This window comes from Rudanella paleaurantiibacter, assembly GCF_009184635.1.
In the GTDB taxonomy this organism is placed as follows: Bacteria; Bacteroidota; Bacteroidia; order Cytophagales; family Spirosomataceae; genus Rudanella; species Rudanella paleaurantiibacter.
Window position 1 is genome coordinate 279,898 of sequence record NZ_WELI01000006.1, and the last position, 26,470, is coordinate 306,367.

Annotated in this window: 31 protein-coding genes; 11 read left to right on the top strand and 20 right to left on the bottom strand. The window is 52.0% G+C overall.

From position 1 onward, the window contains the following. The first annotated feature begins 49 nt into the window (after nt 1-49). Together F5984_RS16225 and mnmH are read left to right on the top strand one after the other, a co-directional pair. Nucleotides 50-772: a pyridoxine 5'-phosphate synthase gene (locus tag F5984_RS16225; protein WP_152125289.1), complete on the top strand. Its 723-nt coding sequence runs from the start codon at nt 50-52 to the stop codon at nt 770-772. Nucleotides 773-808: 36 nt separating this feature from the next. Next, nucleotides 809-1,852: a tRNA 2-selenouridine(34) synthase MnmH gene (gene mnmH, locus F5984_RS16230; RefSeq protein WP_152125290.1), complete on the top strand. Its 1,044-nt coding sequence runs from the start codon at nt 809-811 to the stop codon at nt 1,850-1,852. Here mnmH and F5984_RS16235 read toward each other — a convergent pair. From F5984_RS16235 to F5984_RS27015, 3 genes are read right to left on the bottom strand one after another with little or no spacing between them, the layout of a single operon-like run. Beyond that, nucleotides 1,833-2,429 (bottom strand): hypothetical protein, encoded by a 597-nt coding sequence (locus F5984_RS16235; protein ID WP_152125291.1) that lies wholly within the window; start codon nt 2,427-2,429, stop codon nt 1,833-1,835. The genes mnmH and F5984_RS16235 overlap by 20 nt on opposite strands. A 30-nt stretch (nt 2,430-2,459) precedes the next feature. Then, entirely contained in the window at nt 2,460-2,771 is a 312-nt protein-coding gene (locus F5984_RS16240; RefSeq protein WP_152125292.1) for a DUF2442 domain-containing protein, read from the bottom strand. Then, a complete protein-coding gene (locus F5984_RS27015; protein ID WP_152125293.1) occupies nt 2,731-3,015 on the bottom strand; it encodes a DUF4160 domain-containing protein in 285 nt (94 codons plus the stop codon). Before F5984_RS27015 ends, F5984_RS16240 begins: the two co-directional genes overlap by 41 nt. 217 nt (nt 3,016-3,232) lie before the next feature. Here F5984_RS27015 and prfA point away from each other — a divergent pair, with 217 nt between their 5' ends. Continuing rightward, on the top strand, nt 3,233-4,303 hold the full coding sequence (gene prfA, locus F5984_RS16250) for a peptide chain release factor 1 (protein ID WP_152125294.1): 1,071 nt from the start codon (nt 3,233-3,235) through the stop codon (nt 4,301-4,303). A 202-nt stretch (nt 4,304-4,505) separates the two neighbouring features. Continuing rightward, nucleotides 4,506-5,435: an NAD-dependent epimerase/dehydratase family protein gene (locus F5984_RS16255; protein ID WP_152125295.1), complete on the top strand. Its 930-nt coding sequence runs from the start codon at nt 4,506-4,508 to the stop codon at nt 5,433-5,435. Nucleotides 5,436-5,502: 67 nt separating this feature from the next. On the opposite strand, the gene F5984_RS16260 is transcribed toward F5984_RS16255, so the two are convergent. Next, nucleotides 5,503-6,291: an SDR family oxidoreductase gene (locus tag F5984_RS16260; RefSeq protein ID WP_152125296.1), complete on the bottom strand. Its 789-nt coding sequence runs from the start codon at nt 6,289-6,291 to the stop codon at nt 5,503-5,505. Nucleotides 6,292-6,400: 109 nt separating this feature from the next. On the opposite strand from F5984_RS16260, the gene F5984_RS16265 reads away from it, so the two are divergent. From F5984_RS16265 to F5984_RS16285, 5 genes are all read left to right on the top strand, one after another. Further along, nucleotides 6,401-7,138: a DUF547 domain-containing protein gene (locus F5984_RS16265; protein WP_246169042.1), complete on the top strand. Its 738-nt coding sequence runs from the start codon at nt 6,401-6,403 to the stop codon at nt 7,136-7,138. Nucleotides 7,139-7,346: 208 nt separating this feature from the next. Next, nucleotides 7,347-8,795, top strand: coding sequence for a DASH family cryptochrome (locus tag F5984_RS16270; RefSeq protein ID WP_152125298.1), 1,449 nt, complete (start codon nt 7,347-7,349; stop codon nt 8,793-8,795). A 204-nt stretch (nt 8,796-8,999) separates the two neighbouring features. After that, on the top strand, nt 9,000-9,584 hold the full coding sequence (locus F5984_RS16275; protein ID WP_152125299.1) for a LemA family protein: 585 nt from the start codon (nt 9,000-9,002) through the stop codon (nt 9,582-9,584). 92 nt (nt 9,585-9,676) lie between these two features. After that, nucleotides 9,677-10,102 carry a TPM domain-containing protein gene (locus tag F5984_RS16280; RefSeq protein WP_019988536.1) on the top strand — a complete coding sequence of 142 codons (426 nt, stop codon included), beginning with the start codon at nt 9,677-9,679 and terminating at the stop codon, nt 10,100-10,102. Nucleotides 10,103-10,108: 6 nt separating this feature from the next. Beyond that, nucleotides 10,109-10,921, top strand: coding sequence for a TPM domain-containing protein (locus tag F5984_RS16285; protein WP_394367420.1), 813 nt, complete (start codon nt 10,109-10,111; stop codon nt 10,919-10,921). An 85-nt stretch (nt 10,922-11,006) separates the two neighbouring features. Here F5984_RS16285 and F5984_RS16290 read toward each other — a convergent pair whose 3' ends face one another. The 6 genes from F5984_RS16290 to eno form a co-directional block, all read right to left on the bottom strand. After that, on the bottom strand, nt 11,007-11,600 hold the full coding sequence (locus F5984_RS16290) for a YceI family protein (RefSeq protein WP_152125300.1): 594 nt from the start codon (nt 11,598-11,600) through the stop codon (nt 11,007-11,009). 232 nt (nt 11,601-11,832) lie between these two features. Next, complete coding sequence (locus F5984_RS16295) at nt 11,833-12,402, bottom strand: hypothetical protein (protein ID WP_152125301.1); 570 nt, start codon at nt 12,400-12,402, stop codon at nt 11,833-11,835. Between the two features lie 153 nt (nt 12,403-12,555). Then, nucleotides 12,556-14,130 carry a 2,3-bisphosphoglycerate-independent phosphoglycerate mutase gene (gpmI, locus tag F5984_RS16300; RefSeq protein WP_152125302.1) on the bottom strand — a complete coding sequence of 525 codons (1,575 nt, stop codon included), beginning with the start codon at nt 14,128-14,130 and terminating at the stop codon, nt 12,556-12,558. Between the two features lie 98 nt (nt 14,131-14,228). Beyond that, entirely contained in the window at nt 14,229-14,726 is a 498-nt protein-coding gene (locus F5984_RS16305) for a low molecular weight protein-tyrosine-phosphatase (RefSeq protein WP_152125303.1), read from the bottom strand. A 79-nt stretch (nt 14,727-14,805) separates the two neighbouring features. Then, a complete protein-coding gene (locus F5984_RS16310) occupies nt 14,806-15,114 on the bottom strand; it encodes a septum formation initiator family protein (protein WP_152125304.1) in 309 nt (102 codons plus the stop codon). Between the two features lie 102 nt (nt 15,115-15,216). Then, entirely contained in the window at nt 15,217-16,494 is a 1,278-nt protein-coding gene (gene eno / locus F5984_RS16315; protein WP_152125305.1) for a phosphopyruvate hydratase, read from the bottom strand. A gap of 324 nt (nt 16,495-16,818) precedes the next feature. On the opposite strand from eno, the gene F5984_RS16320 reads away from it, so the two are divergent. Together F5984_RS16320 and F5984_RS16325 are read left to right on the top strand one after the other, a co-directional pair. After that, complete coding sequence (locus F5984_RS16320) at nt 16,819-17,589, top strand: hypothetical protein (protein WP_152125306.1); 771 nt, start codon at nt 16,819-16,821, stop codon at nt 17,587-17,589. A 16-nt stretch (nt 17,590-17,605) separates the two neighbouring features. Then, the gene (locus tag F5984_RS16325; RefSeq protein ID WP_152125307.1) at nt 17,606-19,210 is read left to right on the top strand and encodes a hypothetical protein; all 1,605 of its coding nucleotides are present in this window, start codon (nt 17,606-17,608) and stop codon (nt 19,208-19,210) included. Between the two features lie 70 nt (nt 19,211-19,280). Here the strand turns inward: F5984_RS16325 and carA are convergent, their stop codons facing one another. The 10 genes from carA to secY all read right to left on the bottom strand — a co-directional run bounded on the left by carA (nt 19,281) and on the right by secY (nt 26,453). Further along, on the bottom strand, nt 19,281-20,381 hold the full coding sequence (gene carA, locus F5984_RS16330) for a glutamine-hydrolyzing carbamoyl-phosphate synthase small subunit (protein WP_152125308.1): 1,101 nt from the start codon (nt 20,379-20,381) through the stop codon (nt 19,281-19,283). A gap of 103 nt (nt 20,382-20,484) precedes the next feature. Beyond that, nucleotides 20,485-21,096: a 50S ribosomal protein L17 gene (gene rplQ / locus F5984_RS16335; protein ID WP_152125309.1), complete on the bottom strand. Its 612-nt coding sequence runs from the start codon at nt 21,094-21,096 to the stop codon at nt 20,485-20,487. Nucleotides 21,097-21,179: 83 nt separating this feature from the next. Further along, nucleotides 21,180-22,169, bottom strand: coding sequence for a DNA-directed RNA polymerase subunit alpha (locus F5984_RS16340; protein WP_027302974.1), 990 nt, complete (start codon nt 22,167-22,169; stop codon nt 21,180-21,182). Between the two features lie 146 nt (nt 22,170-22,315). After that, a complete protein-coding gene (rpsD, locus tag F5984_RS16345; RefSeq protein WP_019988523.1) occupies nt 22,316-22,921 on the bottom strand; it encodes a 30S ribosomal protein S4 in 606 nt (201 codons plus the stop codon). A 75-nt stretch (nt 22,922-22,996) separates the two neighbouring features. Next, nucleotides 22,997-23,392: a 30S ribosomal protein S11 gene (gene rpsK / locus F5984_RS16350; protein ID WP_019988522.1), complete on the bottom strand. Its 396-nt coding sequence runs from the start codon at nt 23,390-23,392 to the stop codon at nt 22,997-22,999. Nucleotides 23,393-23,477: 85 nt separating this feature from the next. Further along, nucleotides 23,478-23,855, bottom strand: a complete 378-nt coding sequence (rpsM, locus tag F5984_RS16355) for a 30S ribosomal protein S13 (protein WP_019988521.1) — start codon at nt 23,853-23,855, stop codon at nt 23,478-23,480. Nucleotides 23,856-23,861: 6 nt separating this feature from the next. Continuing rightward, nucleotides 23,862-23,978, bottom strand: a complete 117-nt coding sequence (gene ykgO, locus F5984_RS16360; protein WP_009284800.1) for a type B 50S ribosomal protein L36 — start codon at nt 23,976-23,978, stop codon at nt 23,862-23,864. An 89-nt stretch (nt 23,979-24,067) separates the two neighbouring features. After that, entirely contained in the window at nt 24,068-24,286 is a 219-nt protein-coding gene (gene infA, locus F5984_RS16365; protein WP_019988520.1) for a translation initiation factor IF-1, read from the bottom strand. Between the two features lie 8 nt (nt 24,287-24,294). Beyond that, nucleotides 24,295-25,122, bottom strand: coding sequence for a type I methionyl aminopeptidase (map, locus tag F5984_RS16370; RefSeq protein WP_152125490.1), 828 nt, complete (start codon nt 25,120-25,122; stop codon nt 24,295-24,297). Between the two features lie 17 nt (nt 25,123-25,139). Then, nucleotides 25,140-26,453, bottom strand: coding sequence for a preprotein translocase subunit SecY (gene secY / locus F5984_RS16375; RefSeq protein WP_019988518.1), 1,314 nt, complete (start codon nt 26,451-26,453; stop codon nt 25,140-25,142). Nucleotides 26,454-26,470 lie beyond the last annotated feature (17 nt).

Below are 26,470 nucleotides of genomic sequence, written 5' to 3' on the forward strand. Positions count from 1 at the left end.
ACCGGAGGAAGCTTTCTCCTTTTTGCTTTCCTCTTTTCTCCTCAAGAATATGACTCGGCTATCTGTCAACATCAATAAAGTAGCTACCCTGCGGAATGCGCGCGGAGGCAATAATCCTGATCTGGTTAAAGTTGCGCTTGATTGTGAGCGCTTTGGGGCGCAGGGTATTACGGTGCACCCCCGGCCCGACGAGCGGCACATTCGGTATAGGGATGTGCTCGATCTGCACGACGTGGTCACGACCGAATTTAACATTGAAGGCAACCCCGACGACCGGTTTATCGAACTCGTGAAGCGGGTGAAACCGGCACAGGTGACGCTTGTGCCCGACGCACCCGATGCCATAACGTCCAATGCTGGTTGGGATACCATCCGCCATGCCGATCACCTGCGCGGGCTTATCGAAACGTTTAAAGCGGAAGGAATTCGGGTATCTATCTTTGTGGATACCGACGAGCGCATGGTAGAAGGAGCCAAAGCTGTAGGCACCGACCGAATTGAGTTATACACCGAACCCTACGCGGCTCAATACCCTACCGATCGGGAGGCTGCCGTTGCGCCCTTTGTGCGGGCGGCTCTGAAAGCGCAGGAGCTGGGTTTGGGACTCAATGCCGGTCACGATCTGAGCCTCGACAATCTGCGGTTTTTTGCACAGCAGGTGCCTAGATTGTTGGAGGTTTCGATCGGGCACGCGCTCATTTGCGATGCGCTTTACCTGGGCCTGGAAAACACCATTCAGCTGTACCGGCGCTGCCTGACGGAGGGCGTCTGAACCATTTTATGTTAACTAACTACCCGCAATTTCCCTATGCCGCTTTCCGTCGATGAGTTTCTGAAAAAGGCCCAAACGTTGCCAATCATTGATGTACGGTCGCCGGGAGAGTATGCCCACGCGCACCTGCCCGGTGCGGTAAATATTCCGTTGTTCGATAACGAAGAGCGGGCGTTGGTGGGTACCAAATACAAGCAGGCGGGTAAAGATGCCGCCGTGCTGCTGGGTCTCGATTACGTCGGGCCCAAAATGTCAGGTTTCGTTCGGAAGGCCCGCAAACTGGACCCGACAGGTAAAGAGGTACTGGTGCATTGCTGGCGAGGGGGTATGCGGAGTGGGTCGTTTTCGTGGTTGCTCAACACGGCCGGTATTCGGGCGCATACGCTCGAAGGGGGCTACAAAGCCTATCGAAACACGGTGTTGTCGGCCTTTGCCGAACCGCGTCAACTGCTTATTCTGGGAGGTAAAACAGGCTCAGGCAAGACCGACATCCTGAAACAACTGGCCGCGCAGGGGGAACAGATTATTGACCTGGAGGCTCTGGCCAACCATAAAGGCTCGTCGTACGGGGCTATTGGGCAGGCGCCACAAACCTCAACTGAGCAATTTGAAAACCGGGTGTTTGAACACTGGCGTGCTCTCGACCCTACCCGTCGGATCTGGCTCGAAGACGAAAGCCGCAATATCGGCACCTGCTTTATCCCGATGGCCCTTTGGTTGCAGATGCGAGCCGCCCCGGTAGCCTTTGTCGACGTGCCCAAGCCTGTCCGAATCGAACGGCTGGTCCGCGAATACACGGGCATTGATCATAGCTTACTTGTGGAAGCGACCGACCGGATTCGGAAGCGGCTTGGTGGCAAAGCCACGCAGGATGCCCTGGAGGCTCTGGCCCAAAATGATTATGCAACCGTAGCCGACCTGACACTGCATTACTACGACAAGGCGTACCTGCACGGGCTTGGCGAACGCGATCCGGAAACGGTGTCGACTATTCCGGTGTCGCACGACCATCCCGCCGAAACGGCTCAACAACTAATCACCTGGGCCGACGCGCTTGCCGTTACTTCTTCTTCACACTAATTCGCCGAATAATCTCGCGTTTGGTAAATGCCAGCCGCCATACGGCTAAGGGTTGTTTCTGATCCCCGAAACAGGCCTTGCAGATGGGACTTTCGGCCGGTACGGCCGTGTTGAATACGTAAAGGGTATCGGCAATGCGCTGAATGTTGGCCTGTTGGGGGAGTTTGTTCTCGGCGTTGTACAGATAGGCGTCGAGCACCTCGCGTTCTTTGGGAGCCAGTTTGGGGTTTTGAATATCGGGCGGCCCCAGCAAGTCAATTTCCAGAGCGTAGCGTTTGGCCAGGGCGGCTGTTTTGGGCAGTTGCCGGAGCTCACATAGCGAGTCGGCCGATTTGCCAGCTTTTAGTTTGTCTTCCAGTTCTTTTTGGGCCAGTTCGGCAATCTGCTTTCCCCAGGCATCGACCCGTTCGTTGAGGTCGGCATTGGTCACACGCTTAATCTTTTTGTCGGCCATTTCCTGCTTCAGGGCCTCGGTTTGTTTCAGCCGGTCGGGGTTGCAGGAAAGGAGCGTGAGCGAAACGGCAACGGAGGTTGCCAGAGTGAATGCGTGAACTCGGAGCGCGTGCGTAATAGTCATGGTACAAGTACAGGCCGATAATATCATAAATTACGACCAGCGAAGTTTGTTACCTAACAGGATGTTTCTGACGCCAATGATTTCGTCAAGATCATCCCAAAAAATGAAGTGAGCGTTAAACTCAAACGCCTGGCGTTGCTCGGTAGTGGCTTTGGCGAGTTTGTCTGACCAGTCAAGCGGAAACGAAACCGACCGACCGTCCTCGAACCGACAAACAACAAGTGACTCTGTCACATTAACTGCCGACAGGTCTGGTAAGTGTTCTGGAAGAATGTCGAGGGCTGGATTAGACGATTTGGCTTTAGGCGAGTTTCTTGTAGCTGGGTTTAACGCCGTTCTCATGACAAAGTCTTTGGTAATGCTCAATGATTATTACTAAATGCTCGGCTATTGCCTTTTCAATTTTGCGTAAATCTCGTTCGGAATAACCTCGATTGAAAGCTAACTGGATTACGCCAGTTTGGGTAATCCAATACTTACATTCTTTCTTTCCTTTATCAGTAACATGAATGTGGAAGGGTTCGTTTAGTAAATCGAACATTACCGCAAAGAATCGCCATCCATACAGTTCAAAAAATTTTGGCATTTTTTTACAAAATCTTCCGGTACACCGCGTCTACGTTCAGCGCAAAACCATCAATCGTCACTACATCTGTCAAGGCGTTGTACTGTGTGGTTAGCGACCAATTGGATCAGGTTTTACCTTAAAGTTACGCAATGCCCTTGGTGCGGCCAAAATGTCTTAATTTTGCATCAGCCCACCCGGGCGGCCCCGCCCCGATGCGGGCTTACTCCCCAGAATTATGCTTGAACAGTTAGAAGCCATTCGTGAGCGTTTCGATGAGGTTGCCCAACAGATTGTGCAGCCCGAGGTTGTGTCGGACCAGAAACGGTTCATGAAACTGAGCAAAGAATACAAAGACCTCGAAAAAATCGTCAATCAGTACACCGCTTACAAGCAGCTACTGGCCGAAATCGATAACGCTAAAGAGATTATCGCGACCGAAAAAGACGAAGAGTTTCGCGAGTTGGCCAAGGCCGAACTCGATGAGTTACTGCCGCAACGGGAGCCTATGGAGGAGACGCTGAAAGAAATGCTTATCCCGAAAGACCCGAACGACAGCAAAAACATTATCCTCGAAGTTCGGGGTGGTACCGGGGGCGATGAGGCCGCCATTTTTGCCGGTGATATTTTCCGGATGTACCAGCGCTTCTGCGAAAAACAGGGCTGGCGTATGTCTATCGTCGACTTTACCGAGGGCTCGTCGGGTGGATACAAAGAAATTGTGGCCGAGGTCGAGGGCGAAGATGTGTACGGCAAAATGAAGTTCGAGTCGGGCGTACACCGGGTGCAGCGTGTACCCGCTACCGAAACCCAGGGCCGGATTCATACCTCCGCAGCCAGCGTGGCGGTGCTGCCCGAAGCCGAAGAGGTAGATGTGGAACTGAACATGAACGACATTCGGAAAGACACGTTCTGCTCGTCGGGGGCCGGTGGTCAGTCGGTAAACACAACGTATTCGGCCGTGCGACTCACGCACATTCCCACGGGAATTGTGGTGCAGTGTCAGGACGAACGTTCGCAGCTCAAAAACTTCGACAAAGCCCTCACCGTACTTCGCTCGCGCCTGTACGAGATTGAGTTGCAGAAGCATAACGACGCTATTGCGTCGCAGCGCAAAACGATGGTGGGTAGTGGCGACCGGTCCGACAAAATTCGGACCTACAACTACCCCCAAAGCCGCGTGACCGACCACCGCATTGGCCTGACGGTGTACAACCTGCCGTCGGTAATGGACGGCGACATCGGCGAATTCATTGAGCAACTCCGTATTGCCGAAAACGCCGAACGGCTGAAGGAAGGAGCAGTTTAATGGATAATGCATAATGATGAATGCGTAATGTATAATGATTGGTGCGTCAGCCCATTATGCATTACGCATTCATCATTATGCCCCTCCCGTTTGTGTTCCAAATAGAGCGTCTGTACCGGTGGTTTGCCGTACAGACGCTTTTTGTTTGTTATGGGCTCTGTAAGTCCGAATATCGACCCCGAAACAACAAGAGTTACGCGCTATGCAAACGATTCTGGGAGCTGGTGGAGCCATTGGTGTGGAGTTGGCAAAGGCCCTTCCGCACTATACAACGGATATTCGGCTGGTGAGCCGAAATCCTAAAGCTGTTAACCCCACCGATCAGTTATTCTCCGCCGACCTGACCGATGCCGCTCAGGTCGACCGGGCGGTGGCTGGTAGTGAGGTGTGTTACCTGACCATAGGCTTCGATTATAACACCAAACTTTGGCAGGAACGCTGGCCCGTGCTGATTCGGAACGTGGTGGACGCCTGCGCCAAACACCGGGCTAAACTGGTGTTTTTTGATAATGTCTATGCCATCGGGGGTGATAACGTTCGGCATATCACCGAAACCTCGCCCATGAGCCCAACCAGCAAAAAAGGAGAGGTTCGGGCCGCCGTTGACCGGGTTATTCTGGACGCTGTAGAAAAGGGACGCATCGATGCAATCATCGCGCGAGCCCCGGATTTTTTCGGGCCGGTCAAGCAAACAAGTATCACCATGACGCTTATTTACGATAATCTGGTGAAGGGGAAATCGGCGCAGTGGCTTTGCAACGCGAAGGTGCCGCACTCTACGGGCTATACCCCCGATCTGGCCAAAGGAACGGCTTTGCTGGGCAATACGCCCGATGCGTTCAACCAGATCTGGAACCTGCCCGTAACCCCCGAAGCACCCACTGGGGAGGAGTGGGCCAAGTTGTTCGCCGAGGTCATGAACGCCAAAGCGGGTGTGCAGACGCTACCCGGCTGGGGCCTTTGGGCGTTGGGCTTATTCGTGCCGATTATGAAGGAAATCTACGAAATGCGCTACCAGTACGACCGCCCGTATTTCTTCGACTCGGCCAAGTTTGACAGCCGTTTCAACTACATCCCCACCACAAACAAAGAGGCTATTCGGCAGACGATAGAAGTAATGCGTAATGCGTAATGATGAATGCGTAATGCGTTGACACGAACAATTTGTTACACATTACGCATTCATCATTATGCATTATTTACAGCCCGCCCGTCTTGCCGCCGTCGACTGGTACGTTGATACCCGAAATGCTGGCGGCTGCGGGCGTGCAGAGGAAAGCGACGGCCGCGGCCACTTCCTCGGCGGAAGCGAAGCGGCCAATGGGAATTTCGCGCTCCATTTGGGCGGCTACTTCATCTTCAGTCTTGCCTGAAGCGCCAGCCCGCATGCTAAGCACAGCATCGAGCCGTGCCGTGCGGGTGTAGCCCGGTAGCACGTTGTTGACCGTGATGCCCCAGGGCCCCAACTCCAGCGAGAGGGTTTTGGCCCATTGTGCCACGGCCCCCCGGATGGTGTTCGACACGCCCAGCCCCACAATGGGCTGCTTAACCGAGGTGCTGATAATATTGACAATGCGCCCGTAACCGGCCTCGCGCATACCGGGGGCCACGGCCTGCACCAGCGTTTGGTTGTTGATTAGATGGTTGTGAAATGTCTGAACAAAAGCCTCGGCGGGTGCGTCGATGAGTGGCCCACCGGCCGGTCCGCCGGTATTGTTGATAAGTATGTGGATAACAGATGTTTTGGTCCACAATTCCTGTAAAGCCTCGGCCACATTGCCCGGCTGGTTAAAATCGGCCACAACGAACCCGTGCTGCTGCCCCTGGCTCGTATCGAGTTCGGTGATGGTTTGGGCGAGGGCGGCTTCGTTACGGGCCATCAGAAAGACGTTGGCACCCAGCAGGGCTAACTCCACCGCCGATGCACGGCCTATGCCCTGTGTACTGCCACAAACAAGGGCGGTTTTGCCTGTAAGATTAAGATTCATAGAGAAATTCTGTCGGTACGATGTAAACTTTTGGCCTTTGCAGCGCGTATATGGTTAGAGACAAAAGTAGGGTATTCCCCCGTTCACGATGTACCAAAAAATCACCTTCATGGTAGCTGCGTGCTGCCTCTTACTTGCCGTAGCGGTTGGGGCATCGGCCCCGCAGTCGGTTGACCACAGCCTGTTCGACCGGGTTCTGAAAAAATACGTGGACGAAAAAGGGATGGTTAATTATAAGGCCCTTAAAAAAGACCCCAAAGACCTGAATGCTTATCTGGACCTGTTGAGCAAAAACCCACCCGCAACGAGTTGGAGCAAAAATGACCAGCTGGCGTACTGGATCAACGCGTACAATGCCTACACACTCCGGCTGATTCTGGACTATTACCCGGTCAAAAGCATCAAAGACATTGGTAGCAAAATTCAGATTCCGTTTGTGAATACGCCCTGGGCCAAGAGCTTTATCAAAATTGGGAAAGAAACCATGAGCCTCGACAACATCGAGCATGGAACCATCCGCAAGCAGTTCAACGACCCCCGGATTCATTTCGCCCTGGTGTGCGCGGCTGTGTCGTGCCCGAAACTTCGGAATGAAGCCTATGTAGGCAATCGGCTGGATGCCCAACTGAATGAGCAGGGCGTTGATTTCCTGAACGACCCCGCTAAAAATGCCATTTCGGGGAGCCGGGCGTCGCTCTCGAAAATTCTGGATTGGTACGGCGACGACTTCGAGAAAAGTGGCAAGACGCTGGAGAGCTGGATTAACCGGTATTCTAAGACCAAGCTGACCACCGATACCAAAATCTCGTATTTAGACTATAACTGGAACCTGAACGAACAAAAATAGTACAGTGAAGCGGTGCTTCGCTGGGCCCTTAGGCCAATAGGATAACACCTTTGGCTTTACAGCCCAGCGAAGCACCGCTTCACTGTACTGGGCAGTGGGCAGTTCTTGCGAACAAATCATGTAGGAAACGGTTGAGCTTATATTGCTCACGGCCTTCCTCCACTGCTTACTTCCACTGCTAACTGCTACTGCCTACTGTTACTAAAAAATGAAGCGTATCCTGTACTGGTTCCGTAACGACCTACGATTACACGACAATGAAGCCTTTAGCCGCGCTGTCCGGCAGGCCGACGAAGTACTCCCCGTTTTTATTTTCAACCCGGCTCTGTTTGCGCAGTTACCACGTCTGGGGTTCCGAAAAACCGAAATTTTTCGCGCTAGTTTTTTGGTTGAGAGTGTCGCCGACCTCCGGCGTAACTTGCGCAACCGGGGCGCTCACCTGATTGTGCGCGTAGGCGACCCGGCTCAGATACTAGCCGAGCTGGCCCGCGAGATCAAAGCGGATGCCATTTATGCCAGCAAGGAGGTGACGAGCGAAGAAACCGGCATGGAGTCGCGGTTGAGCAAGCTGCTCAAACCGCAAAATATCGACCTGGAGCTGTTCTGGCAATCGACGCTCTACCACGTGCGCGATTTGCCCTTCGATATTTCGCGTTTGCCCGACGTGTTCTCGCAGTTTCGGAATCAGGTAGAGCGCCGGGCCAAAATCCGCGCGACGGTCGAAGACCCCATGCGGGTGAAGCTCGTGCCCGAGATCGACCCCGGCGATATGCCGTCGCTTGCTTCGTTCGGTTTTTCGGCCGAGCAGATCGAAGCCCTGAACCGCCCGGATGCCCGGCGGGCGGTGGCCTTTAAGGGGGGCGAAACCGTGGCCCTGCAGCGGCTCGAAAGCTACCTGTGGGAAAAAGACCTGATTAAGACCTACAAAGAAACGCGCAACGGGCTGCTGGGCGAGGACTACTCGAGCAAGTTTTCGGCCTGGCTGGCCCATGGCTGTTTGTCGCCCCGGCTGATTTACGAAGAGGTGCTACGCTACGAAGACGAGCGCGTGAAAAACGACTCGACCTACTGGCTCATTTTTGAGTTGATCTGGCGGGATTTCTTCCGGTTTGTGGCCCTCCGCTTCGGCGACCGTATTTTCAAGCCGAGCGGTATTAAGCACGACCTCCAGAAACGCTGGCGGCACGACCAAAATTTATTTATTCGCTGGACCGAGGGGCAAACGGGTATCCCGTTTGTCGACGCCAACATGCGCGAACTGGCCGCTACTGGTTTCATGAGCAACCGGGGTCGCCAAAACGTGGGTAGTTTTCTGGTCAAAGACCTGGGCATCGACTGGACCTGGGGCGCAGCCTGGTTCGAGAGTATGCTGGTCGACTACGACCCGTGCAGCAACTGGGGCAACTGGAACTACACGGCCGGTGTGGGCAACGATCCCCGCGAGGATCGGTATTTTAACATCTACAGCCAGGCGACTCGCTACGACGAAGCGGGTGAGTACGTAAAACATTGGCTCCCCGAACTGGCCAAGGTGCCCGCCCCGAAGGTCCATATCGTCTCGAACCTGAGCCCGCAAGAGCAGCGGCAGTATGACGTGGCCCTGGGTGATACCTACCCAATGCCGCTGGTAAATCCAAATAAGTGGCTGAAACGCTAAATCAAAACAACAAATCGGGCCGGGAGATACATCTTCCGGCCCGATTTGTTTAGGGGCACAGGGAGCCTTTGATAAGCTAATCGCGTTTTTCGGCCGCTCATCGTTTAAACAACGACCTCTAAAAAATAGTCAATACAGAACTGATCGGATTTTTTTTAGCTTTACCCCGATTTGACGATCAACCCGTTTATCAAATTAGAAACCATGTCAAGAACCACAATTATCGTTGTCGTTGTATTAGCCCTGTTGGGCATGTATGGCTGTAGCTCATACAACGGCCTTGTCGAAAAAGATACTGCCGTTGAAAAAACCTGGGGTAACGTTCAGACGCAATACCAGCGCCGGGCCGACCTGATTCCTAACCTTGTGCGTACGGTACAAGGGGCTGCTAACTTTGAGAAAAGCACATTGCAGGCGGTTATTTCAGCACGGGCCAATGCTACGGGCATCAACCTGAACGCCGACCAGCTGACCCCCGAAAATATTCAGAAGTTCCAGGCCGCGCAGGATCAACTGTCGGGCTCGTTGTCGCGCTTGCTGGCAGTAGCCGAAAACTATCCGCAGTTGCGTGCAACACAGAACTTCTCTGATTTGCAGGCGCAGCTCGAAGGAACCGAAAACCGAATTACGGTGGCCCGTAACGACTTCAACCAGGTTGTAGGTGACTATAACCAATCGGTGCGGTCGTTTCCGAACAACATTTTTGCCGGTATTTTCGGGTTCCAGCGCCGGGGCTTCTTTGAGGCCAGTCAGGCAGCCCAGTCGGCACCAACGGTAGACTTTAAATAATGCGTAATGATGAATGCGTAATGCGTAAGAACGTTCATGAAGACTGGCCTTCTTTCATTACGCATTCATCATTATACATTACGCATTAAGCCATGCAAATCCCTGCCGAACAACAACAACAGATCATAGCCGCTATTAAGCAGGCTGAGTTAGCCACGTCGGGCGAGGTTCGGGTCCATATCGAGGGCCCTTGCCCAACGGGCGACCCGGTGGCGCGGGCGATTGAGGTGTTTGCCCATTTAGGCATGCACCAGACCCGTGAGCAAAACGGCGTTCTCTTTTACCTGGCCGTTGATGATCGGAAGTTTGCGGTCATTGGCGACAAGGGTATTGATGCGCGGGTACCTGCCGGATTCTGGGACGAAACCAAAGAACTGATGCGTCGGCACTTTGCCCAGGGTCAGTATGCCGAAGGGCTGGCTGGCGGGATAGCCCGGGCTGGTGAGCAACTGAAGCACTATTTCCCCCGGCTGGCCGACGATTCCAATGAACTCTCCGACGATATTTCGTTTAGCTGATTGCTTGTGAACGATCCTATATTCCGTAACCGACGCCTGTTTGGGCTATGCTGGCTACTGGCTTTGCTCCTGACGGTGAGCACGGCGGTGCGTGCGCAAACAGGCAACCCCAACGATGTCATTCCAAACCGGCCTAACCCGCCCCGTCTGGTCAATGACTACGTTGGGATTCTGCAACCCGGCGAACGGGCCATTCTTGAAGAAAAGCTGCGCCGATACAACGATTCTACCTCGACGCAGATCACCCTCGTCATTGTCAAAACGACCGAACCGTACCCCATCGGTGATTTTGCATTTCAGGTGGGCCGCAAATGGGGCGTAGGGCAGAAAGGCAAAAACAATGGTCTGGTATTAGCCTGGGCCACGGGCGACCGTAAAATCTACATTGCCACGGGCTATGGCCTCGAAGGGGCCATTCCTGATGCCGTTGCTAACCGAATTGTGGATAATATCATTGTCCCGGCGTTTAAGCAGCAGCAATACTTTCAGGGCTTAGACGCGGCTACCACCGAAATTATCAAGCGGGCACAGGGCGAGTATAAATCGGAACCCGCCAATGAAGATGGTGGAGGTGATATTTTCGTCTGGATCTTCCTGATTTTGGTGGTTATTATCCTCTTTAGCTGGATAAACCGCCGGGGTGGTGGCAACCGGTACCGGGGTGGTGGTGGCGGAGGCTGGTTTATTCCGTACACCACGTACACCGGATGGGGTAGCTCATCGGGTAGCTGGGGCGGTGGTGGCGGAGGTGGTGGCTCCGACTTTGGCGGCTTCGGGGGCGGTAGCTTCGGAGGTGGTGGCGCTGGTGGAGATTATTAAGAAGAACACGTACCGACACGATAAAAAAAGGGGACTCAACTGAGTCCCCTTTTTTGCGTATGAGTATAGAAACCGAAATTCACCCTTATTTTTTCTCCGTTACAGCGTTTTGCTTCGCAAACTCAGCTGCACCGCGCAATTCAACTTCGTCGCTGACAACAGCCGTTGAGCTGGAGCCAACACCAAAATCAGACCGCTTCAGGGTACCACTAACTTTAATGCCAACTTTTTCCGACTTGCCACGGGGCGTCTCCTGCGTGATAGGTCCGTTCATAACCAGATCGAGCGTAACGGGCTTGGTTACACCGTGCATGGTCAGGTCGCCCATGAGCTTGTATTTCTTACCTTCTACTTTTTTCATCGACGTGCTCTTGAACGTCAGCGTCGGAAACTTCGCCGTGTCGAAGAAGTCAGCGCTTTTCAGGTGACCATCCCGACGCTCATTGTCTGTGTTGATACTGTTTACGTCGGCAGTCAGTTCAAAAACGGCGTCTGACAGATCGGGCTTCGACGAGGTCACCGTAGCGTCGATGGTTTTGAAGTTACCATCCACTTCCGTCAGCATAAGGTGTGTAACCGTAAAGCCAAGGCGGCTGTGTGACTTGTCTAAGTTCCAGGTTTGGGCATACGTGCTCAGTGAGCTAAGGGCAACAGCAACAAGAAGCGACAGGCGTTTCATAGGAATGATAGAAAAGGTGAAAGAAAACAAATCCATTATCTGGGCGGCTGTCAATGCGGCAGCTTTCAGACAGGAACAAATAACCACAGTTCTATTCATCCAATCAAGTAACTATCGATGTAGAAGGGGTTTGCACCGATAGGGTACCAAAACTTGCCGACCAACGCGCACGGAGGCTCAAAGCCAATCAGAATGAACGGCTGTGGCAATGAGTGACAAAGCAGGAGATTGTTTACCGGCTAATGTGTCCGTTTACCCGGAAGTTGTTCCGGTCGAAGTAAGTAAGTTGCTGAAAGCCTTCGATCTGGTAGCTATGCACACCCCATCCCTGGCGGGGCTGAGAACCGCTAATCAGGACCAGATGACGCTCTGACATGTACAAGGGGTTTTCGGTTTTCAGAACGGCCTGAATCTGGATAGGCTGGCGCGTAACGGAGTCGAGTTGTACGCGTAGCGAGCGTACAGTGAGTTTGTCCTCGGTCGATTTCAGCTTGTATTCGTAGGTGAGCGAATCGGGGCGGGTAATGGTGTAACTGGTCCGAAAGGCGGGCTTGTTAATATCAGCCTGTTTAAACAGTTCGAGTTCTTTGGCCCAGTCGATTTGGGCGGTGGTTTGTAAATTGGTTTGTCCGCTAATGAAAGTGCTTTTCTCCACTGTCGGCTTCTGGGCTGTCAGTTTCTCAATCTGCCCCGACACATAGCCGGCTACATCGTAGTACACAGGTTCGGTGGGGAGTTTGCTGGATGCATTCTCGCAACCTAAAAAAACGAAACTGAGAAGCAGACAAACAAGGAATTTCATTGCATTTGTGAGTGTCATGTTGCTGGCGCGAGGGGCAAGCTAAAAAAGGAAGACATGACATCTTTCTATACAAGATGTCATGTCTGGCTATTCAAATACTGCCGGACGTTCTTTACAACGATGTTTCCGGCAACATAAATTCCCTTGTGGGCGCTAACTAATCAAACTCTGGCCGTTCATTTCGGCGGGTTTGGCAATACCCATCAACTCCAGAATGGTAGGCGCTATATCGGCAAGCTTGCCGTCGTGCAGGGTAGGCTTCAACTGATTGTCGACCAGAATACAAGGTACCAGGTTTGTGGTGTGCGCCGTGTTGGGCGTACCATCGTCATTCACCATGTAGTCGGCGTTTCCGTGGTCAGCAATGATGATAACCGAGTAATCGCTGGCCAGAGCGGCCTCGGTAACAGCCTGCGTACAGGCATCAACGGCTTCGGCAGCCTTCACCACAGCCTCAAATACACCCGTATGGCCTACCATGTCGGTGTTGGCAAAGTTGAGGCAGATAAAGTTGGCCGATTTGTTTTGCAGTTGGGGCACAATAGCGTCCCGAATATCGTAGGCGGCCATTTCGGGCTTCTGATCGTAGGTCTTCACCGGAATAACCGTCGCGTTGCCATCGGCATCGTACACGGTCATTTCTTTGGGCGACTGGCACAGTAGCCGTTTTTCGCCAGCAAACGGCTCCTCGCGGCCACCCGAGAAAAAGAAGGTCACGTGCGGGTACTTTTCGGTTTCGGCAATCCGAATTTGCGTCCGGCCGGCAGCGGCTACCACCTCGCCAAGGGTATTGTTGAGGTTGTCTTTGTCGTAGATGACGTGGACGTTGGTAAAATCGTTATCGTAGTTGGTCAGGGTCAGGTAATACAGATTTAGTTTCTGCATCTCCTGCTCTGGAATGTCGCGTTGGGTGAGCGCAATCGTGATTTCGCGGCCCCGGTCGGTGCGGAAGTTGAAACACAGCACCACGTCGCCCTCGTCGATGGTTGCCACGGGTGAGCCATCCTCCTGAGTTACCACAATAGGCTTGATAAACTCGTCGGTGACACCCTCATCGTACGAGGCCTGGATAGCCTGCAATACGTTGGCGGCACCCACGGGTGTTCCCGACCCGCGCACCATCACATCGTACGCCTGCCGTACCCGCTCCCAGCGATTGTCGCGGTCCATGGCGTAGAAACGGCCCGTCACACTGGCTAGTTTACCCGTTGTTGCGGCCAGGTGTTGCTGTAGGTCGCTAAGGAAGCCGAGGCCACTTTTGGGGTCGGTATCGCGCCCATCGGTGAAGGCATGCACGTACACATCGCTCAGCCCTTTAGCGTGCGCAATGGACACCAGTCCTTTCAGGTGGTCGATGTGCGAGTGAACGCCCCCGTCAGACACGAGGCCGATAAAGTGTACTTTTTTACCGTTTTGCTGAGCGTAGTTGAGCGCGTCTGTCAGTACCGGCTCGTTGTCGAGGGTGTGTTCTTCAACGGCTTTATTAATCTTTACCAGATCCTGATACACAATACGACCCGCCCCGAGGTTCATATGGCCTACTTCGGAGTTACCCATTTGACCCGCAGGCAATCCAACCGCCAGCCCCGACGCTTCCAGTCGGCTGTGGGGATAGCGGGTAAAAAGCGAGTCAATAAATGGCGTTTTGGCGGCTGCCAGCGCCGACCGTTCGAGTTGCGTAGCAATGCCCCAACCGTCGAGAATGAGAAGAATGACGTTCTTGTCCATAAAGCGAAAGAGCGAAAGAGTGAAAGAGTGAAATAGTGAAAGAGTGCGGGCCGCGCTCGGCAAAGAGTAAAAGCTACTACCGCTCATTCGCTATTCACTCATTCGCCATTTAACTGGTGTATTTCCTGCAAATAATTGAGCAACTGCTCACAGCAGCGGTAGGTAATCTGGTAAACTTCTTCGAATACTTCGGGGCCCTCGTAGTACGGGTCGGGTACGTTGGGGTCATTGCCAACTACCGGATCAAATTCACGAAGCAGAAAGATATTTTCGTCGCTTACTAAGCCGAGGCTCCGCTGACTGAGTTTGAGCACCGCGTCGAAATTGGCCTCGTCCATTGCTACGAAATACGTAAACTGGGCGAGGTCTTCGCCGATCATTCGGCGTGCCCGGTGGGTAAGGTTCAGGCCGTGTTCCTGTGCATTTTGGCGGGTTCGCCGGTCGGGTAGCTCGCCCAAGTGGTACGAGGAGGTGCCTGCTGAGTCGCAGCTGATTTCGTTCTCCAGTCCTCGCTGAGCTACTAAACCACGGAAGACGCCTTCGGCTACCGGTGATCGGCAAATGTTACCCAGACAAACGAAGAGAACGGAAAGCATAGTGGGCAGTAAGTGGCAGCGGGCAGTGGCAGTAGGCAGTGCTGACGGGTAAAAAATACCTACTGCCACTGCTTACTGCCTACTTTTCAATCGGTTCGTTGTTTTCATCAACCAGTACGTACACGTCTTCGGTTGGCTTTTTCATCAGGTACCGCTCGCGGGCATACTTCTCCCGGAGTTGATCGGTACCCAACACAAGTTTACGCTGGTTCTGCACTCGCTTGATAGCTGCCTGGTAAAAGGCTTTGCTTTCTTCCAGATCCCGGAGTGTCCACCAGTTGCGGAACTGCGCAAACAGGTCGTTTGCATCAAACGCCAACATCCAGACCAGCAGGCCAACGCCTGTGGCCACGTAAAAGTTACGGCCGTATCGGAGGAGACGCTTCATAATGAATACACTGTAATGCACAATGAATAATGGGCAATGCGTACTGAGTAGGGAGCTCCAACTCAACGTGTGCATTACACACTATTCATTGTGCATTATCCACTAAAACTTCAGACCCGGGAAGTAAGCTACCTCGCCCAGTTCTTCTTCAATCCGGAGCAATTGGTTGTACTTCGCCATCCGGTCCGAACGTGAGGCCGAACCTGTTTTGATCTGACCCGTGTTCAGAGCAACGGCCAAATCAGCGATAGTAGCATCTTCGGTCTCACCCGAACGGTGCGACATGATATTCTTGTACGAGTTACGCTTCGCCAGGTTTACCGTGTCTATGGTCTCGGTCAGTGAGCCAATCTGGTTTACCTTAACCAGTACAGCGTTGGCAATACCTTGCTCAATACCTTGTGTCAGGCGGGTTACGTTGGTCACGAATAGGTCGTCGCCCACCAGCTGAATTTTGTTCTTCAGCAGATCGGTGTGCATCTTCCAGCCTTCCCAATCGTCTTCGGCCATACCGTCTTCGATGCTCAGGATGGGGTATTTGTTGCACCAGTCGGCCCAGTAGTTGGCCATTTCCTGCGAGGTCAGTTTATCTCCGCTCGACTTCTTGAAGTGGTACTGCTTGGTTTCGGGGTTATAAAACTCCGACGAAGCGGCATCCATAGCAATCCAAACATCTTCGCCGGGGCGGTAGCCTGCTTTCTCAATGGCTTGCAGGATTGTCTGGATAGCTTCTTCGTTTGAAGTGATGTTGGGGGCAAATCCACCTTCATCACCTACGTTGGTCGACAGGCCTTTGCTCTTCAATACCTTTTTCAGGGTATGGAAAATCTCAGTACCCATCCGCAGGGCTTCAGAGAAACTGGGTGCGTTGGCCGGCATAACCATAAACTCCTGGAAATCGATTGAGTTATCGGCGTGTGAGCCCCCGTTGAGGATGTTCATCATCGGTACGGGCAGCGTGTTGGCGTTTACTCCACCAATGTACCGGTACAGCGGCAAGCCTGCCTCCTGAGCGGCTGCTTTGGCTACGGCCAGCGATACACCCAAAATGGCATTGGCGCCCAGTTTCCCTTTGTTGGGTGTACCATCCAGTTCCAGCATCACCTTGTCGATAAGGCTCTGCTCGAAAACGGAAGCACCTGCCAGCTCAGGGGCAACCAGTTCGTTCACGTTCTGAACAGCCTTCAACACACCTTTGCCTACGTACACGCTCGCGTCGTCGTCGCGTAGTTCTACGGCTTCGTGTGTACCGGTTGAAGCACCCGATGGTACAGCTGCCCGGCCCAGAAAGCCGTTCTCGGTCCGTACATCAACTTCAACGGTTGGGTTGCCCCGTGAATCCAGAATTTGTCTGGCATGAATGCTCTGAATGGTACTCATTGCGATATAAAAAAGGTTAACAACTAAAAATTCTATTTTTTCCCTGTGGACTGATATAATCATTGGTCATCAGCCCTTTTTGCAGACAAAGTAACGAAATAAGAAGGAGTTTTTTGGATTGTCCTCAGAAACGACGGGTAAGCCGGGCAAACAATTATAGGCTGTGGTATCTGTGTGATACGATTTCTGCTCAAAAAGAATGCAGAGCAGTCAGTTTACAATATTATAATTGATAATTTATTCATTTGTATTCCCTCTGTTTTCTATATTTGAATTGTCAAGTGAAGCACTGGACATAGTAGGCATTTTGTACATACCCTTACCATGAAATCACTGCTACGTGTCGCCCTATGTGCTGGCGTCTTGTGGGTAAGCCTGCACACGTCTGTACTAGCTGGAAGTCGATTAGTCCATACAGAGGTGAGCGCTGCCGGTGGCAAGCATGGCCTTGGGGCATCAGTTACACCGGCTGATACGGGCGTTCATCGACTTGCGCAGTCAGTCAGTATTCAGGCTGGTGTCTTGGGCGTTCGCGGATTTTACAATCGTTCGGTGGGGCATTCGGGCCGGTTTATGATGCGCGTTGGTGGGCAGTATCTGGCGTATCGGAAGCCGAATCGGGTCAATCTGGATAAGAACGCCTACATCATGTTGCAGCCCGATTTTATGGTTGGGTTGGCTGAGCTGGGTGCCCGCTGGCAGGTGTTTAAAGGTAGGAGCCTGTACGTGGCTACCAGCCTTGCGTACAATTGGCATCCGTCGCTCAGCCTACGCATTCATGCCGAGGATAAACTGAATTTCGACGGGCTGGAGCTTACCCCCGAAGATGTGGGCATTGTTGATTTGGGCTTCAAGTGGCAACAGGTCATGCCGTATGCAGGTGTGGGGCTGGGCAAAGTAGCCCCTAAGCGCAAGCTAAGTGTAGGGGGCGAAGTTGGCTTTTTTTATATGGGTAAACCACGGGTTGCGCTCGATTATACTGGGTTTCTGGAAACAACGACGATTGATGAGCAAATCCCGATTGTAGAGCGTAACCTTTCAGGATACCGTTTTTTGCCGACGCTGACAGTCTCGCTGACCTATCGGCTTCCCTAATTTTTTGGACATTGTTATGAATCGCTACCTGTACGTATTTGCTCTATTTTTACTGAGCTTGTTTCTGAGTCTGGAGGCTTGCCAGAATCCGCTGGAGGGGGTCACGATTAGTCTTAAAGACCCTATTCAGAGCGGAGTGATCGAGTGCCGGTTGTACGATCCGGCGGGTAATCCGCTGCCCGTTAACAGCCGCATTATCATTAGCGGGCCCGATGCTGATGCGGTAGTCACGACGCTTAATTCAAAAAAATACAAAATCACGGCTGATGGTGTTCTGCTGCTGGCCGTATCGCCAGAAGTGACGCCATCGGTTCAGCGTCCGTTTCGCTTTACGGTAGCCGTTGTTACACCCGATTATCTAACCGTTGTGCAGCCGTTTGTACTGACTAATGGAAACCGGCAGGTACGGTCACTCCCACTAATTAGCCTGTCGAAGCCCCCCGTTGGTATGACGCCTGCCGACCAAAGTGGGCAGCCGACCAATGTGGGCTCGACGCTTTCTCTGCATACCAGTCCAACGTCTCAGGGCGATATGGCGCGGGTACAGATTCCTTCAGGAACGTCTTTCACGGATCGGGATGGGAAACCCGTGAGCGGAAAATTGACGCTCCAGCTTATTCATACCAACGCGCGCACTGGCAATGCGGCCGGACAGTTGCCGGGTGGGCCTGTCTTCTCTAATGTAGTGGGGGTAGGGGCTGGTACATCGCTCCGGGCACAATCGGTTGCCGGTTCGGTATCCATTAAGCTATTCAACGAAGACTTTCAACTGGTGCAGCAATTATCGCAGGCGGGCGAGTTGATTATGGACCTGAATCCGGCTACGGTGAACCCACGTGCAGCTCGGGCAATTCAGCCCGGTGATACAATCCCTGTGTTCAGTTACGACGGCATTACGGGCGTCTGGAAGCCTGAGAAAGCAGGAATGGTTGTTCGGGAGGCCAGCACCGGTCGATTGACCTTACAGGCCCGCTTTACGCAGGCTGCCTCGTACATTGCTGCCTGGACAACGCCCGTATGTTCGCTCGGTCCGGTATTCAGCGTGCGTAGTAAACTGGCAGGCGTTGATGTGAAGTATAAGTGTCAGCTGATTGATGCCCAAACGAAAGCGGTGGTTACCACATTTTACGCGGGTGTGAATAATAATGATCGGATAGCCATTGCGAATCAGGAAGCGGGTCGTTCATTTATGCTACGGGTTTTCGATGAGACCGATGCCTGGGGAAGAGGTGCTAAAGGGGGCATGATAGGGGAGTCGGCTCTTGCTACATCCTGCGACCAAACGCCTATTCCGCTTGTACTGAACGAACTGCCGGTACCACCGTCCATGCAGCTTCAATTTCAGTTTTCGTGCCCACAGGGTAAACGGCTCGATGAGGCCTCTTTGCCGGCTCTGATGCTCACACAGTATAGCGAAGTAGGCAAAGGCAACTGGCGCGATCTTGTTTCGGCTACGCGCACCCAGCGTAGCGTAACCTCCTACAAGTTACGCGTGGGACAGCGTTACGATTTTCGGGCCAGCACCGACGGTGGCGCATCCTGGCCACTACGGCAAAACGACTATCTCGTCGATAAAGCGATTTGGGCGCTCAAGATAAAAGCCGAAATGTATTGCAAGTAGTAAGTTCCAGTATAGGTAATCGGTGCAAATGAGAAAAGCCCGGCCGAAATCATCGGCCGGGCTTTCTGTATTAGTGCATCAGCTGCACGAACTCATCAAACAAGTAGCGAGAATCGTGCGGGCCTGGCGAAGCTTCTGGGTGGTATTGAACCGAGAAAGCAGGTTTGTCTTTCCGCCGGATGCCCTCAATGGTGTTATCATTCAAATTCAGGTGAGTAATCTCTACGTTATCGGTATCCCGAACGTCGTCGCCTTTCACGGCAAATCCGTGGTTTTGCGACGTGATCTCACAAAGCCCCGTAATCAGGTTCTTAACCGGGTGGTTTAACCCACGGTGACCATTGTGCATCTTATACGTAGAGATACCACTGGCCAGCGACAGAATCTGGTGGCCCAGGCAAATACCGAACAAGGGTTTTTCAGTAGCTAATGCCTGTTTTACCGTTTCAACCGCATAGGGCATGGCTGCTGGGTCGCCGGGGCCGTTCGAGATAAAGAAACCGTTGGGGTTCCAGGCGGCCAGCTCTTCAAACGGCGTGCGTGCCGGAAATACCTTGCAATAAGCTCCCCGGTCGGTGAGGTTGCTCAGAATGCTTTTTTTCACGCCCAGGTCGAGTACTGCCACCTTGAGCCGGGCATCCTCCTCACCCAGTTCGTAGGCTTGCTGCGTACTTACTTCCGACGACAGCTCCAGCCCGGCCATGTCGGGCACTTTGTTCAGTTCGGCTAAAAGCTGAACCGGGTCAAGAATTTCTGACGAGATAATACAGTTCATCACGCCTTTATCCCGGATGTAGCGAACCAGTTGCCGAGTGTCGATACCGTGGATACCCACGATATTGGCTTTCTCGAAATAGTCCTGCAGCGAGCCATCGGCCGTAAAACGTGAGTGCACCTGCGAGAAGAAGTTACACACCATACCGCGTACTTTCACGCCGTTTGATTCTTCTTCGAGCTGGTGTTGCACCCCGTAATTACCAATGTGCGAGGTGGTATTGATAATCACCTGGCCGTAGTAAGAAGGGTCGGTATAAATTTCCTGATACCCCGTCATACCCGTGTTGAAGCAGATTTCACCCCCTGCTGTACCGCGCTTTCCGAGCGCTAATCCCCTGTAAACGGAACCATCCTGCAAAACCAATAAAGCCTCCGGCTGTTGCGTGTGTTTCATCGTCGATTTCTTGCCTTAATCAGGTATATTCGGTTTGTTACTCCAAAAAAAAGGGTTAACCCAGTATGGCTAACCCTCTTTCACTATGTTTAATTCCGTTGCATTAAGCTTGCTTCGGCTCATCGTTCGATTCTTCAGCAGGCGCTTCGCCTTCTGTAGCGGCCGGAGCCTCAGCTACAGGTGCTTCTTCAACAGCGGCTTCGGCTACGGGAGCTTCTTCAGCAGCTACTGGCTCATCGGCTACCACTTCAGCAGCTGGGATAGCAGCAGTATCGGCTGCCTGACGAGCACCACTGCTCCGACGACCCCGACGGGTCCGGGCAGCAGCTTTCTCCTGAGCAGCTGCGAGCAGCGTTTCGTTGAAGTCAACCAGTTCGATCAGACAAGTTTCGGCGTTATCACCAGGGCGGTTGCCCAGCTTGATGATGCGCGTGTAACCGCCCGGACGGCTGGCAATCTTATCGGCTACAGGTCCGAACAGTTCTTTGATCGTTTCTTTGCTGGTGAGCGTTTGGAAAACGATCCGGCGGTTTTGGTGGGTGTCATCCTTTGCTTTCGTCAGCAATGGCTCCACAAACTTCCGCAATTCTTTGGCTTTCGCTAAAGTCGTCTCGATCCGCTTCTTCAGAATCAGCGACGACGCCATGTTCGAGAGCATAGCTTCCCGATGCGAGTGCGTACGGCCTAAGTGATTATCTTTCTTACCGTGTCTCATTTTGGTAGAGGGAGGAAGGAAGGGGAAATAAGGAGGAAAGATTGCTTCCCTACCTACTTCTTGTCTCCGTTCTCCTTAGTTTTTTAGTCTTCGTCTAATCTGTATTTCGATACGTCCATGCCGAAATTCAATCCTTTTTCGGCCACCAGTTGTTCCAGTTCCGTAAGCGACTTCTTCCCGAAGTTGCGGAACTTCATCATGTCGGAAATTTCCAGACGAACCAGTTCGCCCAGCGTCCGTACATCGGCTGACTTGAGACAGTTGTAGGCCCGAACCGAGAGGTCCAGGTCCGACAATGGCGTTTTGAGGAGCTTGCGCATATGGAGCATTTCCTCGTCTACCACGTTCTCTTCTTCGGGCTTCGTCGTTTCGAAGGTCATATTCTGATCTGAGAACAGCATAAAGTGCTGGATCAAAATATAAGCTGCTCCTTTCAACGCTTCTTCCGGATGGATAGAGCCGTCGGTCTCAATGTCGAGAATCAATTTCTCAAAGTCGGTTTTTTGCTCGACCCGCGTGTTCTCAACGCTGTACTTCACATTCTTGATCGGCGTGTAGATTGAGTCGATCGGAATGTGGCCGAAAGGCAATTCGTTTGCCCGAGGCTCGTCAGCCGGAACATAGCCACGACCCTTTTCCACAAAGATTTCCATCTCCAGGTCGCGCGTATCGTCAATATGGCAGATGACCAGATCGGGGTTCAGTACTTCAAAGGAAGACGTGAACTTCGAAATGTCACCAGCCGTCAAGACAGACTGTTTTTTGATATTGACCGTAATTTTGCTGTCGATCATATCAGAGATCTTCTTAAACCGAACCATTTTCAGGTTCAGGATGATCTCTGTTACGTCTTCAACAACCCCTTCGATCGACGAAAATTCGTGCAGTACGCCCGGAAACTTCACGCTCGTAATGGCATACCCTTCGAGTGACGACAGCAGGATTCGCCGAAGTGCGTTTCCGATCGTGACGCCGTACCCTTTTTCGAGGGGCTTAAACTCAAATACTCCGTGAAAGTCGTTGGCTTTTTCAACCACAACTTTATCGGGCATTTGGAACGCTAAAATTGACATACCTTTTTATGTTAACAGCAGCTCGCCTGCCAATGGAGTAGAAACCCGTTAGATGCAAAAGGAGGCAGAACTCCAGAAGAGCTCTGCCAAACATCGGACCGCACGGGCGGCCCCGCGCGAAAGCGTCGGAACGCCAAAACGAATAATTACTTCGAATACAATTCGACGATCAACTGCTCGTTTACGTTCTCTGGGATCTGATCGCGCTCAGGGTAGCTGATAAACTTGCCTGACAGTTGCTGAGCGTCCCACTCTACCCAGTTGTAACGCTTAGCATTACGAGCTGACAGGCTGGTGCTAATAGCTTCGAGCGACTTTGACTTTTCGCGAACGCTGATGATCTGACCCGGTTTCAGCGAGTAAGACGGGATGTTTACTACCTCGCCATCAACTACGATGTGCTTGTGCGAAACGAGCTGACGAGCAGCACGGCGCGAGGGAGCAATACCTAAGCGATACACGGTGTTATCAAGACGAGCTTCGCAGAATTTAAGCAGGTTTTCGCCGGTGATACCATCTTTAACGGCGGCCCGGTGGAACAGGGCGCGGAACTGCCGCTCAAGAATACCGTAGATATATTTTACTTTTTGCTTCTCCAGCAACTGTACAGCGTATTCAGATTGCTTCCGCTTCCGACCACGCCCGTGCATGCCGGGAGCATAGTTTTTCTTCTGGAGCGCTTTGCTGGGGCCTAAGATAGGCTCGCCAAACTTGCGCGAAATTTTGGCTTTTGGTCCTGTGTAACGTGCCATTTAATGAACGAATAATAAGTTGGAACATGGACAGACACAACCGAATGTCGCCTGGCCTTATTCAATTCACCCGTTTTATACGCGACGGCGTTTGGGTGGCCGACAGCCGTTGTGGGGCATCGGAGTAATGTCGCGGATTGTAGTCACCTCAATACCTGAGTTCTGAATGGTACGGATTGCTGACTCACGGCCTGCACCCGGTCCTTTCACGAACACCTCTGCTTTGCGCATACCCAGGTCGTGGGCTACGGCTGCACAGTTTTGAGCGGCAGTCTGAGCGGCATAGGGGGTATTTTTCTTGGAGCCTTTGAAGCCCATTTTACCAGCCGATGCCCATGAGATTACCTGACCGTTCAGGTTGGTGATTGAGATAATGATGTTGTTGAAGGTAGCCTTGATATGTACCTGGCCAACCGATTCAACCACTACAATGCGCTTCTTCGCCTTGTCTTTGCGTTTTGCTTGTGCCATTTTTTAGTTGACAGTTTACTGTTTACAGTTTTCAGTCAAAATACACAGTCCGAAAACTGTAAGCTGAAAACTCTAAACTGAAAACTTATTTAGTCGCTTTCTTCTTGTTAGCAACCGTCTTACGCTTGCCTTTCCGCGTACGAGAGTTGTTCTTCGTATGCTGACCACGAACCGGCAGACCTTTCCGGTGCCGCAGACCCCGGTAGCAACCGATGTCCATTAAACGTTTGATGTTCAACTGAACTTCTGAGCGCAGCGCGCCTTCAACTTTGAAATCGTTGCTGATCGCGTTACGAATGGCGCTCGACTCTTCGTCTGTCCATTCGCCTGCTTTCTTATCGAGGCTGATACCAGCACCCGAAAGAATCTTCTGTGCGGTACTCCGACCAATTCCGAAGATATACGTCAGCGCAATCTCGCCACGCTTCTTGTCCGGAATATCAACACCTGCAATACGTGCCATAGAAAATTAACCTTGTCTTTGTTTGTATCGGGGATTCTTCTTGTTGATCACGTACAGTTTCCCTTTCCGACGGATCACGATGCAGTCTTCACTGCGCTTCTTGATGGATGCTTTAACCTTCATTTGAAAGTTTACAGTTTAATGTCGTCAGTCTTCAGTTATAAGCCAGCAGTTTTTGGAAAGCTGAAAACTCTAAACTGAAAGCTGAAAACTTACTTGTATCGGTACACAATCCGCGCCTTACTCAAATCGTAAGGCGACATTTCTAACTTCACACGATCACCGGGAAGGATTTTGATGTAATTCATCCGCATCTTTCCCGATATGTGAGCAACTACCTCATGCTTGTTGGCCAGTTCTACCCGGAACATTGCATTTGATAATGCCTCCAAAATAACGCCGTCCTGTTCTATTGAATTCTGCTTCGCCATATTCAGTTTTAAACCGCCATAGAGGCATCCAGTTCAACGGCCAGGCTGGTGTTGGCTGTTACCTCTTCGATGTATTGGAATGTAGTCAGAATCTCTGCCTTACCTTTCCGCACCGCTACGGTATGTTCAAAGTGGGCGGATGGTTTCCGATCAGCTGTCCGGATAGTCCAGCCATCTTTGTCCTGAGTGATCGCTTTCTTTCCGAAATTGACCATCGGCTCAATCGCCAGTACCATTCCTTCTCGCAGCTTTACGCCTTGTCCACGCTTACCGTAGTTGGGTACTTCGGGGGCTTCATGCAAGTTTTTACCTACACCATGTCCGACTAACTCCCGAACAACCGAGTACCCAAAACGCTCCACGTACGACTGTACGGCGTAGCCTATGTCGCCAATCCGGTTTCCATCAATCGCTTTCTCCAAGCCGATGTACAAAGACTCTTTCGTGCGGGCTAACAGTTTCCGTACCGAGAGGCTTACCTCACCCACTGGGTAGGTGTAAGCACTATCAGAGTGAAATCCATTAAGTTGAACCCCGCAGTCGACGGAGATAATATCCCCATCTCGTAACTCATACTTGCTTGGAAAACCGTGCACTACGATGTCGTTAACTGAGATGCAAAGCGCACCTGGAAAACGAGTAGCAGTACCATTGTTAAAGCCCAGAAATGATGGAATACCCCCATTATCTCTAATGAACGTCTGGGCTACCGTATCAAGTTCCTTGGTCGTAATACCCGGACGAATCAGCTTTGCTACTTCTCCATGAGCTTTACCCAGGACCTGAGCACTCTCGCGCATCAGCGCAAGTTCTTCATCGCTCCGAAGGTAAATCATGTTACTCTTTGCAGACATTAGGCAGCTACAGTTTCGGCACGTCCTTGTACACGGCCTGATTTCATCAAGCCTTCGTACCGACGCATGAGTAAGTAACTTTCTACTTGCTGGAGCGTATCAAGAACTACACCTACCATAATCAGGAGTGATGTGCCGCCGAAGAATTGCGCAAAGCCAGTAGTCATGCCAAGTAAGTTGGCAATGGCTGGAAGAATAGCAACAATGGCGAGCATTACAGCTCCGGGAAGCGTGATACGGTCGAGTACCATACCAATGTAGTCTGAGGTAGCAATACCGGGCTTCACACCAGGGATGAAACCGCCACTACGCTTCATGTCATCGGCAATCTGGGTTGGGTTAACCGAGATGGCGGTGTAGAAGAACGTAAAGACGATGATCAGAAGGGCAAACAGCACGTTGTACTGCCAGGTGGTATAGCTTTGGAAAGCGTTCTGCACGGATGCAGCAAAGTCGCTTTTCTCAGCGAAAAGCCCTGCCAGATACGTTGGAATGAACATCAGCGCCTGAGCAAAGATGATTGGCATTACACCGGCTGCGTTGAGCTTGAGCGGCAGATATTGACGCTGACCACCCACCACTTTATTACCAATCACCTGTTTTGCGTACTGGATCGGAATCCGACGAACCGCTTGGGTAAGCATAACTGCACCCATTACCACGAAGTACAGAGCGACCAGTTCCAGAACGAAAATCAACAGACCTGATGAACCACGTGACTGGAATTCACCCAGAATTGCACCCGGAAAACGAGAAACAATCCCGATCATGATGATCATGGAAATACCATTGCCGATACCCTTGTCGGTAATCCGCTCACCCAACCACATACAGAAGATTGTTCCGGCGGTAAGGATGAACAGTGAAGAGATTGTGAACAGACCCCGGTCGATGAATAGAGCGTCGGCTGGAATCGTCGTACGGATGTACGTCAATGCTTGCACGGCAGTTACCCCGATGGTCAGCACCCGCGTAATCTGGTTGAGTTTTTTTCGACCAGATTCGCCTTCCTTCTGCATTTTTTGAAAGTACGGTAGGGCCAGCGTCAACAGCTGAATGGCAATAGAGGCCGAGATATACGGCATAATGCCTAAGGCAAAGATTGACGCTTTGCTGAAGGCACCACCCAAAAAGGTGTCTAACAAACCCAATAAACCCCCGGTGTTAATATCCAGGCGCTTGGGATCAACGCCGGGCAGTACAATCGCTGAGCCCAGACGGAAGACGGTAATAAACAACAGAGTATTCAGGATACGAGTCCGTAATTCCTCTATTGAAAAGATGTTTTTGAGCGTGGTGATAAGACGATTCATAAAATTTCAGGCCGTTG

Bases quoted from the DNA above. Each gene is read 5' to 3' on its own strand.
- F5984_RS16225 (WP_152125289.1), top strand. From the start codon at position 50: ATGACTCGGCTATCTGTCAACATCAATAAAGTAGCTACCCTGCGGAAT.
- mnmH (WP_152125290.1), top strand. From the start codon at position 809: ATGCCGCTTTCCGTCGATGAGTTTCTGAAAAAGGCCCAAACGTTGCCA.
- F5984_RS16235 (WP_152125291.1), bottom strand. From the start codon at position 2,429: ATGACTATTACGCACGCGCTCCGAGTTCACGCATTCACTCTGGCAACC.
- F5984_RS16240 (WP_152125292.1), bottom strand. From the start codon at position 2,771: ATGAGAACGGCGTTAAACCCAGCTACAAGAAACTCGCCTAAAGCCAAA.
- F5984_RS27015 (WP_152125293.1), bottom strand. From the start codon at position 3,015: ATGCCAAAATTTTTTGAACTGTATGGATGGCGATTCTTTGCGGTAATG.
- prfA (WP_152125294.1), top strand. From the start codon at position 3,233: ATGCTTGAACAGTTAGAAGCCATTCGTGAGCGTTTCGATGAGGTTGCC.
- F5984_RS16255 (WP_152125295.1), top strand. From the start codon at position 4,506: ATGCAAACGATTCTGGGAGCTGGTGGAGCCATTGGTGTGGAGTTGGCA.
- F5984_RS16260 (WP_152125296.1), bottom strand. From the start codon at position 6,291: ATGAATCTTAATCTTACAGGCAAAACCGCCCTTGTTTGTGGCAGTACA.
- F5984_RS16265 (WP_246169042.1), top strand. From the start codon at position 6,401: ATGGTAGCTGCGTGCTGCCTCTTACTTGCCGTAGCGGTTGGGGCATCG.
- F5984_RS16270 (WP_152125298.1), top strand. From the start codon at position 7,347: ATGAAGCGTATCCTGTACTGGTTCCGTAACGACCTACGATTACACGAC.
- F5984_RS16275 (WP_152125299.1), top strand. From the start codon at position 9,000: ATGTCAAGAACCACAATTATCGTTGTCGTTGTATTAGCCCTGTTGGGC.
- F5984_RS16280 (WP_019988536.1), top strand. From the start codon at position 9,677: ATGCAAATCCCTGCCGAACAACAACAACAGATCATAGCCGCTATTAAG.
- F5984_RS16290 (WP_152125300.1), bottom strand. From the start codon at position 11,600: ATGAAACGCCTGTCGCTTCTTGTTGCTGTTGCCCTTAGCTCACTGAGC.
- F5984_RS16295 (WP_152125301.1), bottom strand. From the start codon at position 12,402: ATGAAATTCCTTGTTTGTCTGCTTCTCAGTTTCGTTTTTTTAGGTTGC.
- gpmI (WP_152125302.1), bottom strand. From the start codon at position 14,130: ATGGACAAGAACGTCATTCTTCTCATTCTCGACGGTTGGGGCATTGCT.
- F5984_RS16305 (WP_152125303.1), bottom strand. From the start codon at position 14,726: ATGCTTTCCGTTCTCTTCGTTTGTCTGGGTAACATTTGCCGATCACCG.
- F5984_RS16310 (WP_152125304.1), bottom strand. From the start codon at position 15,114: ATGAAGCGTCTCCTCCGATACGGCCGTAACTTTTACGTGGCCACAGGC.
- eno (WP_152125305.1), bottom strand. From the start codon at position 16,494: ATGAGTACCATTCAGAGCATTCATGCCAGACAAATTCTGGATTCACGG.
- F5984_RS16320 (WP_152125306.1), top strand. From the start codon at position 16,819: ATGAAATCACTGCTACGTGTCGCCCTATGTGCTGGCGTCTTGTGGGTA.
- F5984_RS16325 (WP_152125307.1), top strand. From the start codon at position 17,606: ATGAATCGCTACCTGTACGTATTTGCTCTATTTTTACTGAGCTTGTTT.
- carA (WP_152125308.1), bottom strand. From the start codon at position 20,381: ATGAAACACACGCAACAGCCGGAGGCTTTATTGGTTTTGCAGGATGGT.
- rplQ (WP_152125309.1), bottom strand. From the start codon at position 21,096: ATGAGACACGGTAAGAAAGATAATCACTTAGGCCGTACGCACTCGCAT.
- F5984_RS16340 (WP_027302974.1), bottom strand. From the start codon at position 22,169: ATGTCAATTTTAGCGTTCCAAATGCCCGATAAAGTTGTGGTTGAAAAA.
- rpsD (WP_019988523.1), bottom strand. From the start codon at position 22,921: ATGGCACGTTACACAGGACCAAAAGCCAAAATTTCGCGCAAGTTTGGC.
- rpsK (WP_019988522.1), bottom strand. From the start codon at position 23,392: ATGGCACAAGCAAAACGCAAAGACAAGGCGAAGAAGCGCATTGTAGTG.
- rpsM (WP_019988521.1), bottom strand. From the start codon at position 23,855: ATGGCACGTATTGCAGGTGTTGATATTCCGGACAAGAAGCGTGGCGAG.
- ykgO (WP_009284800.1), bottom strand. From the start codon at position 23,978: ATGAAGGTTAAAGCATCCATCAAGAAGCGCAGTGAAGACTGCATCGTG.
- infA (WP_019988520.1), bottom strand. From the start codon at position 24,286: ATGGCGAAGCAGAATTCAATAGAACAGGACGGCGTTATTTTGGAGGCA.
- map (WP_152125490.1), bottom strand. From the start codon at position 25,122: ATGATTTACCTTCGGAGCGATGAAGAACTTGCGCTGATGCGCGAGAGT.
- secY (WP_019988518.1), bottom strand. From the start codon at position 26,453: ATGAATCGTCTTATCACCACGCTCAAAAACATCTTTTCAATAGAGGAA.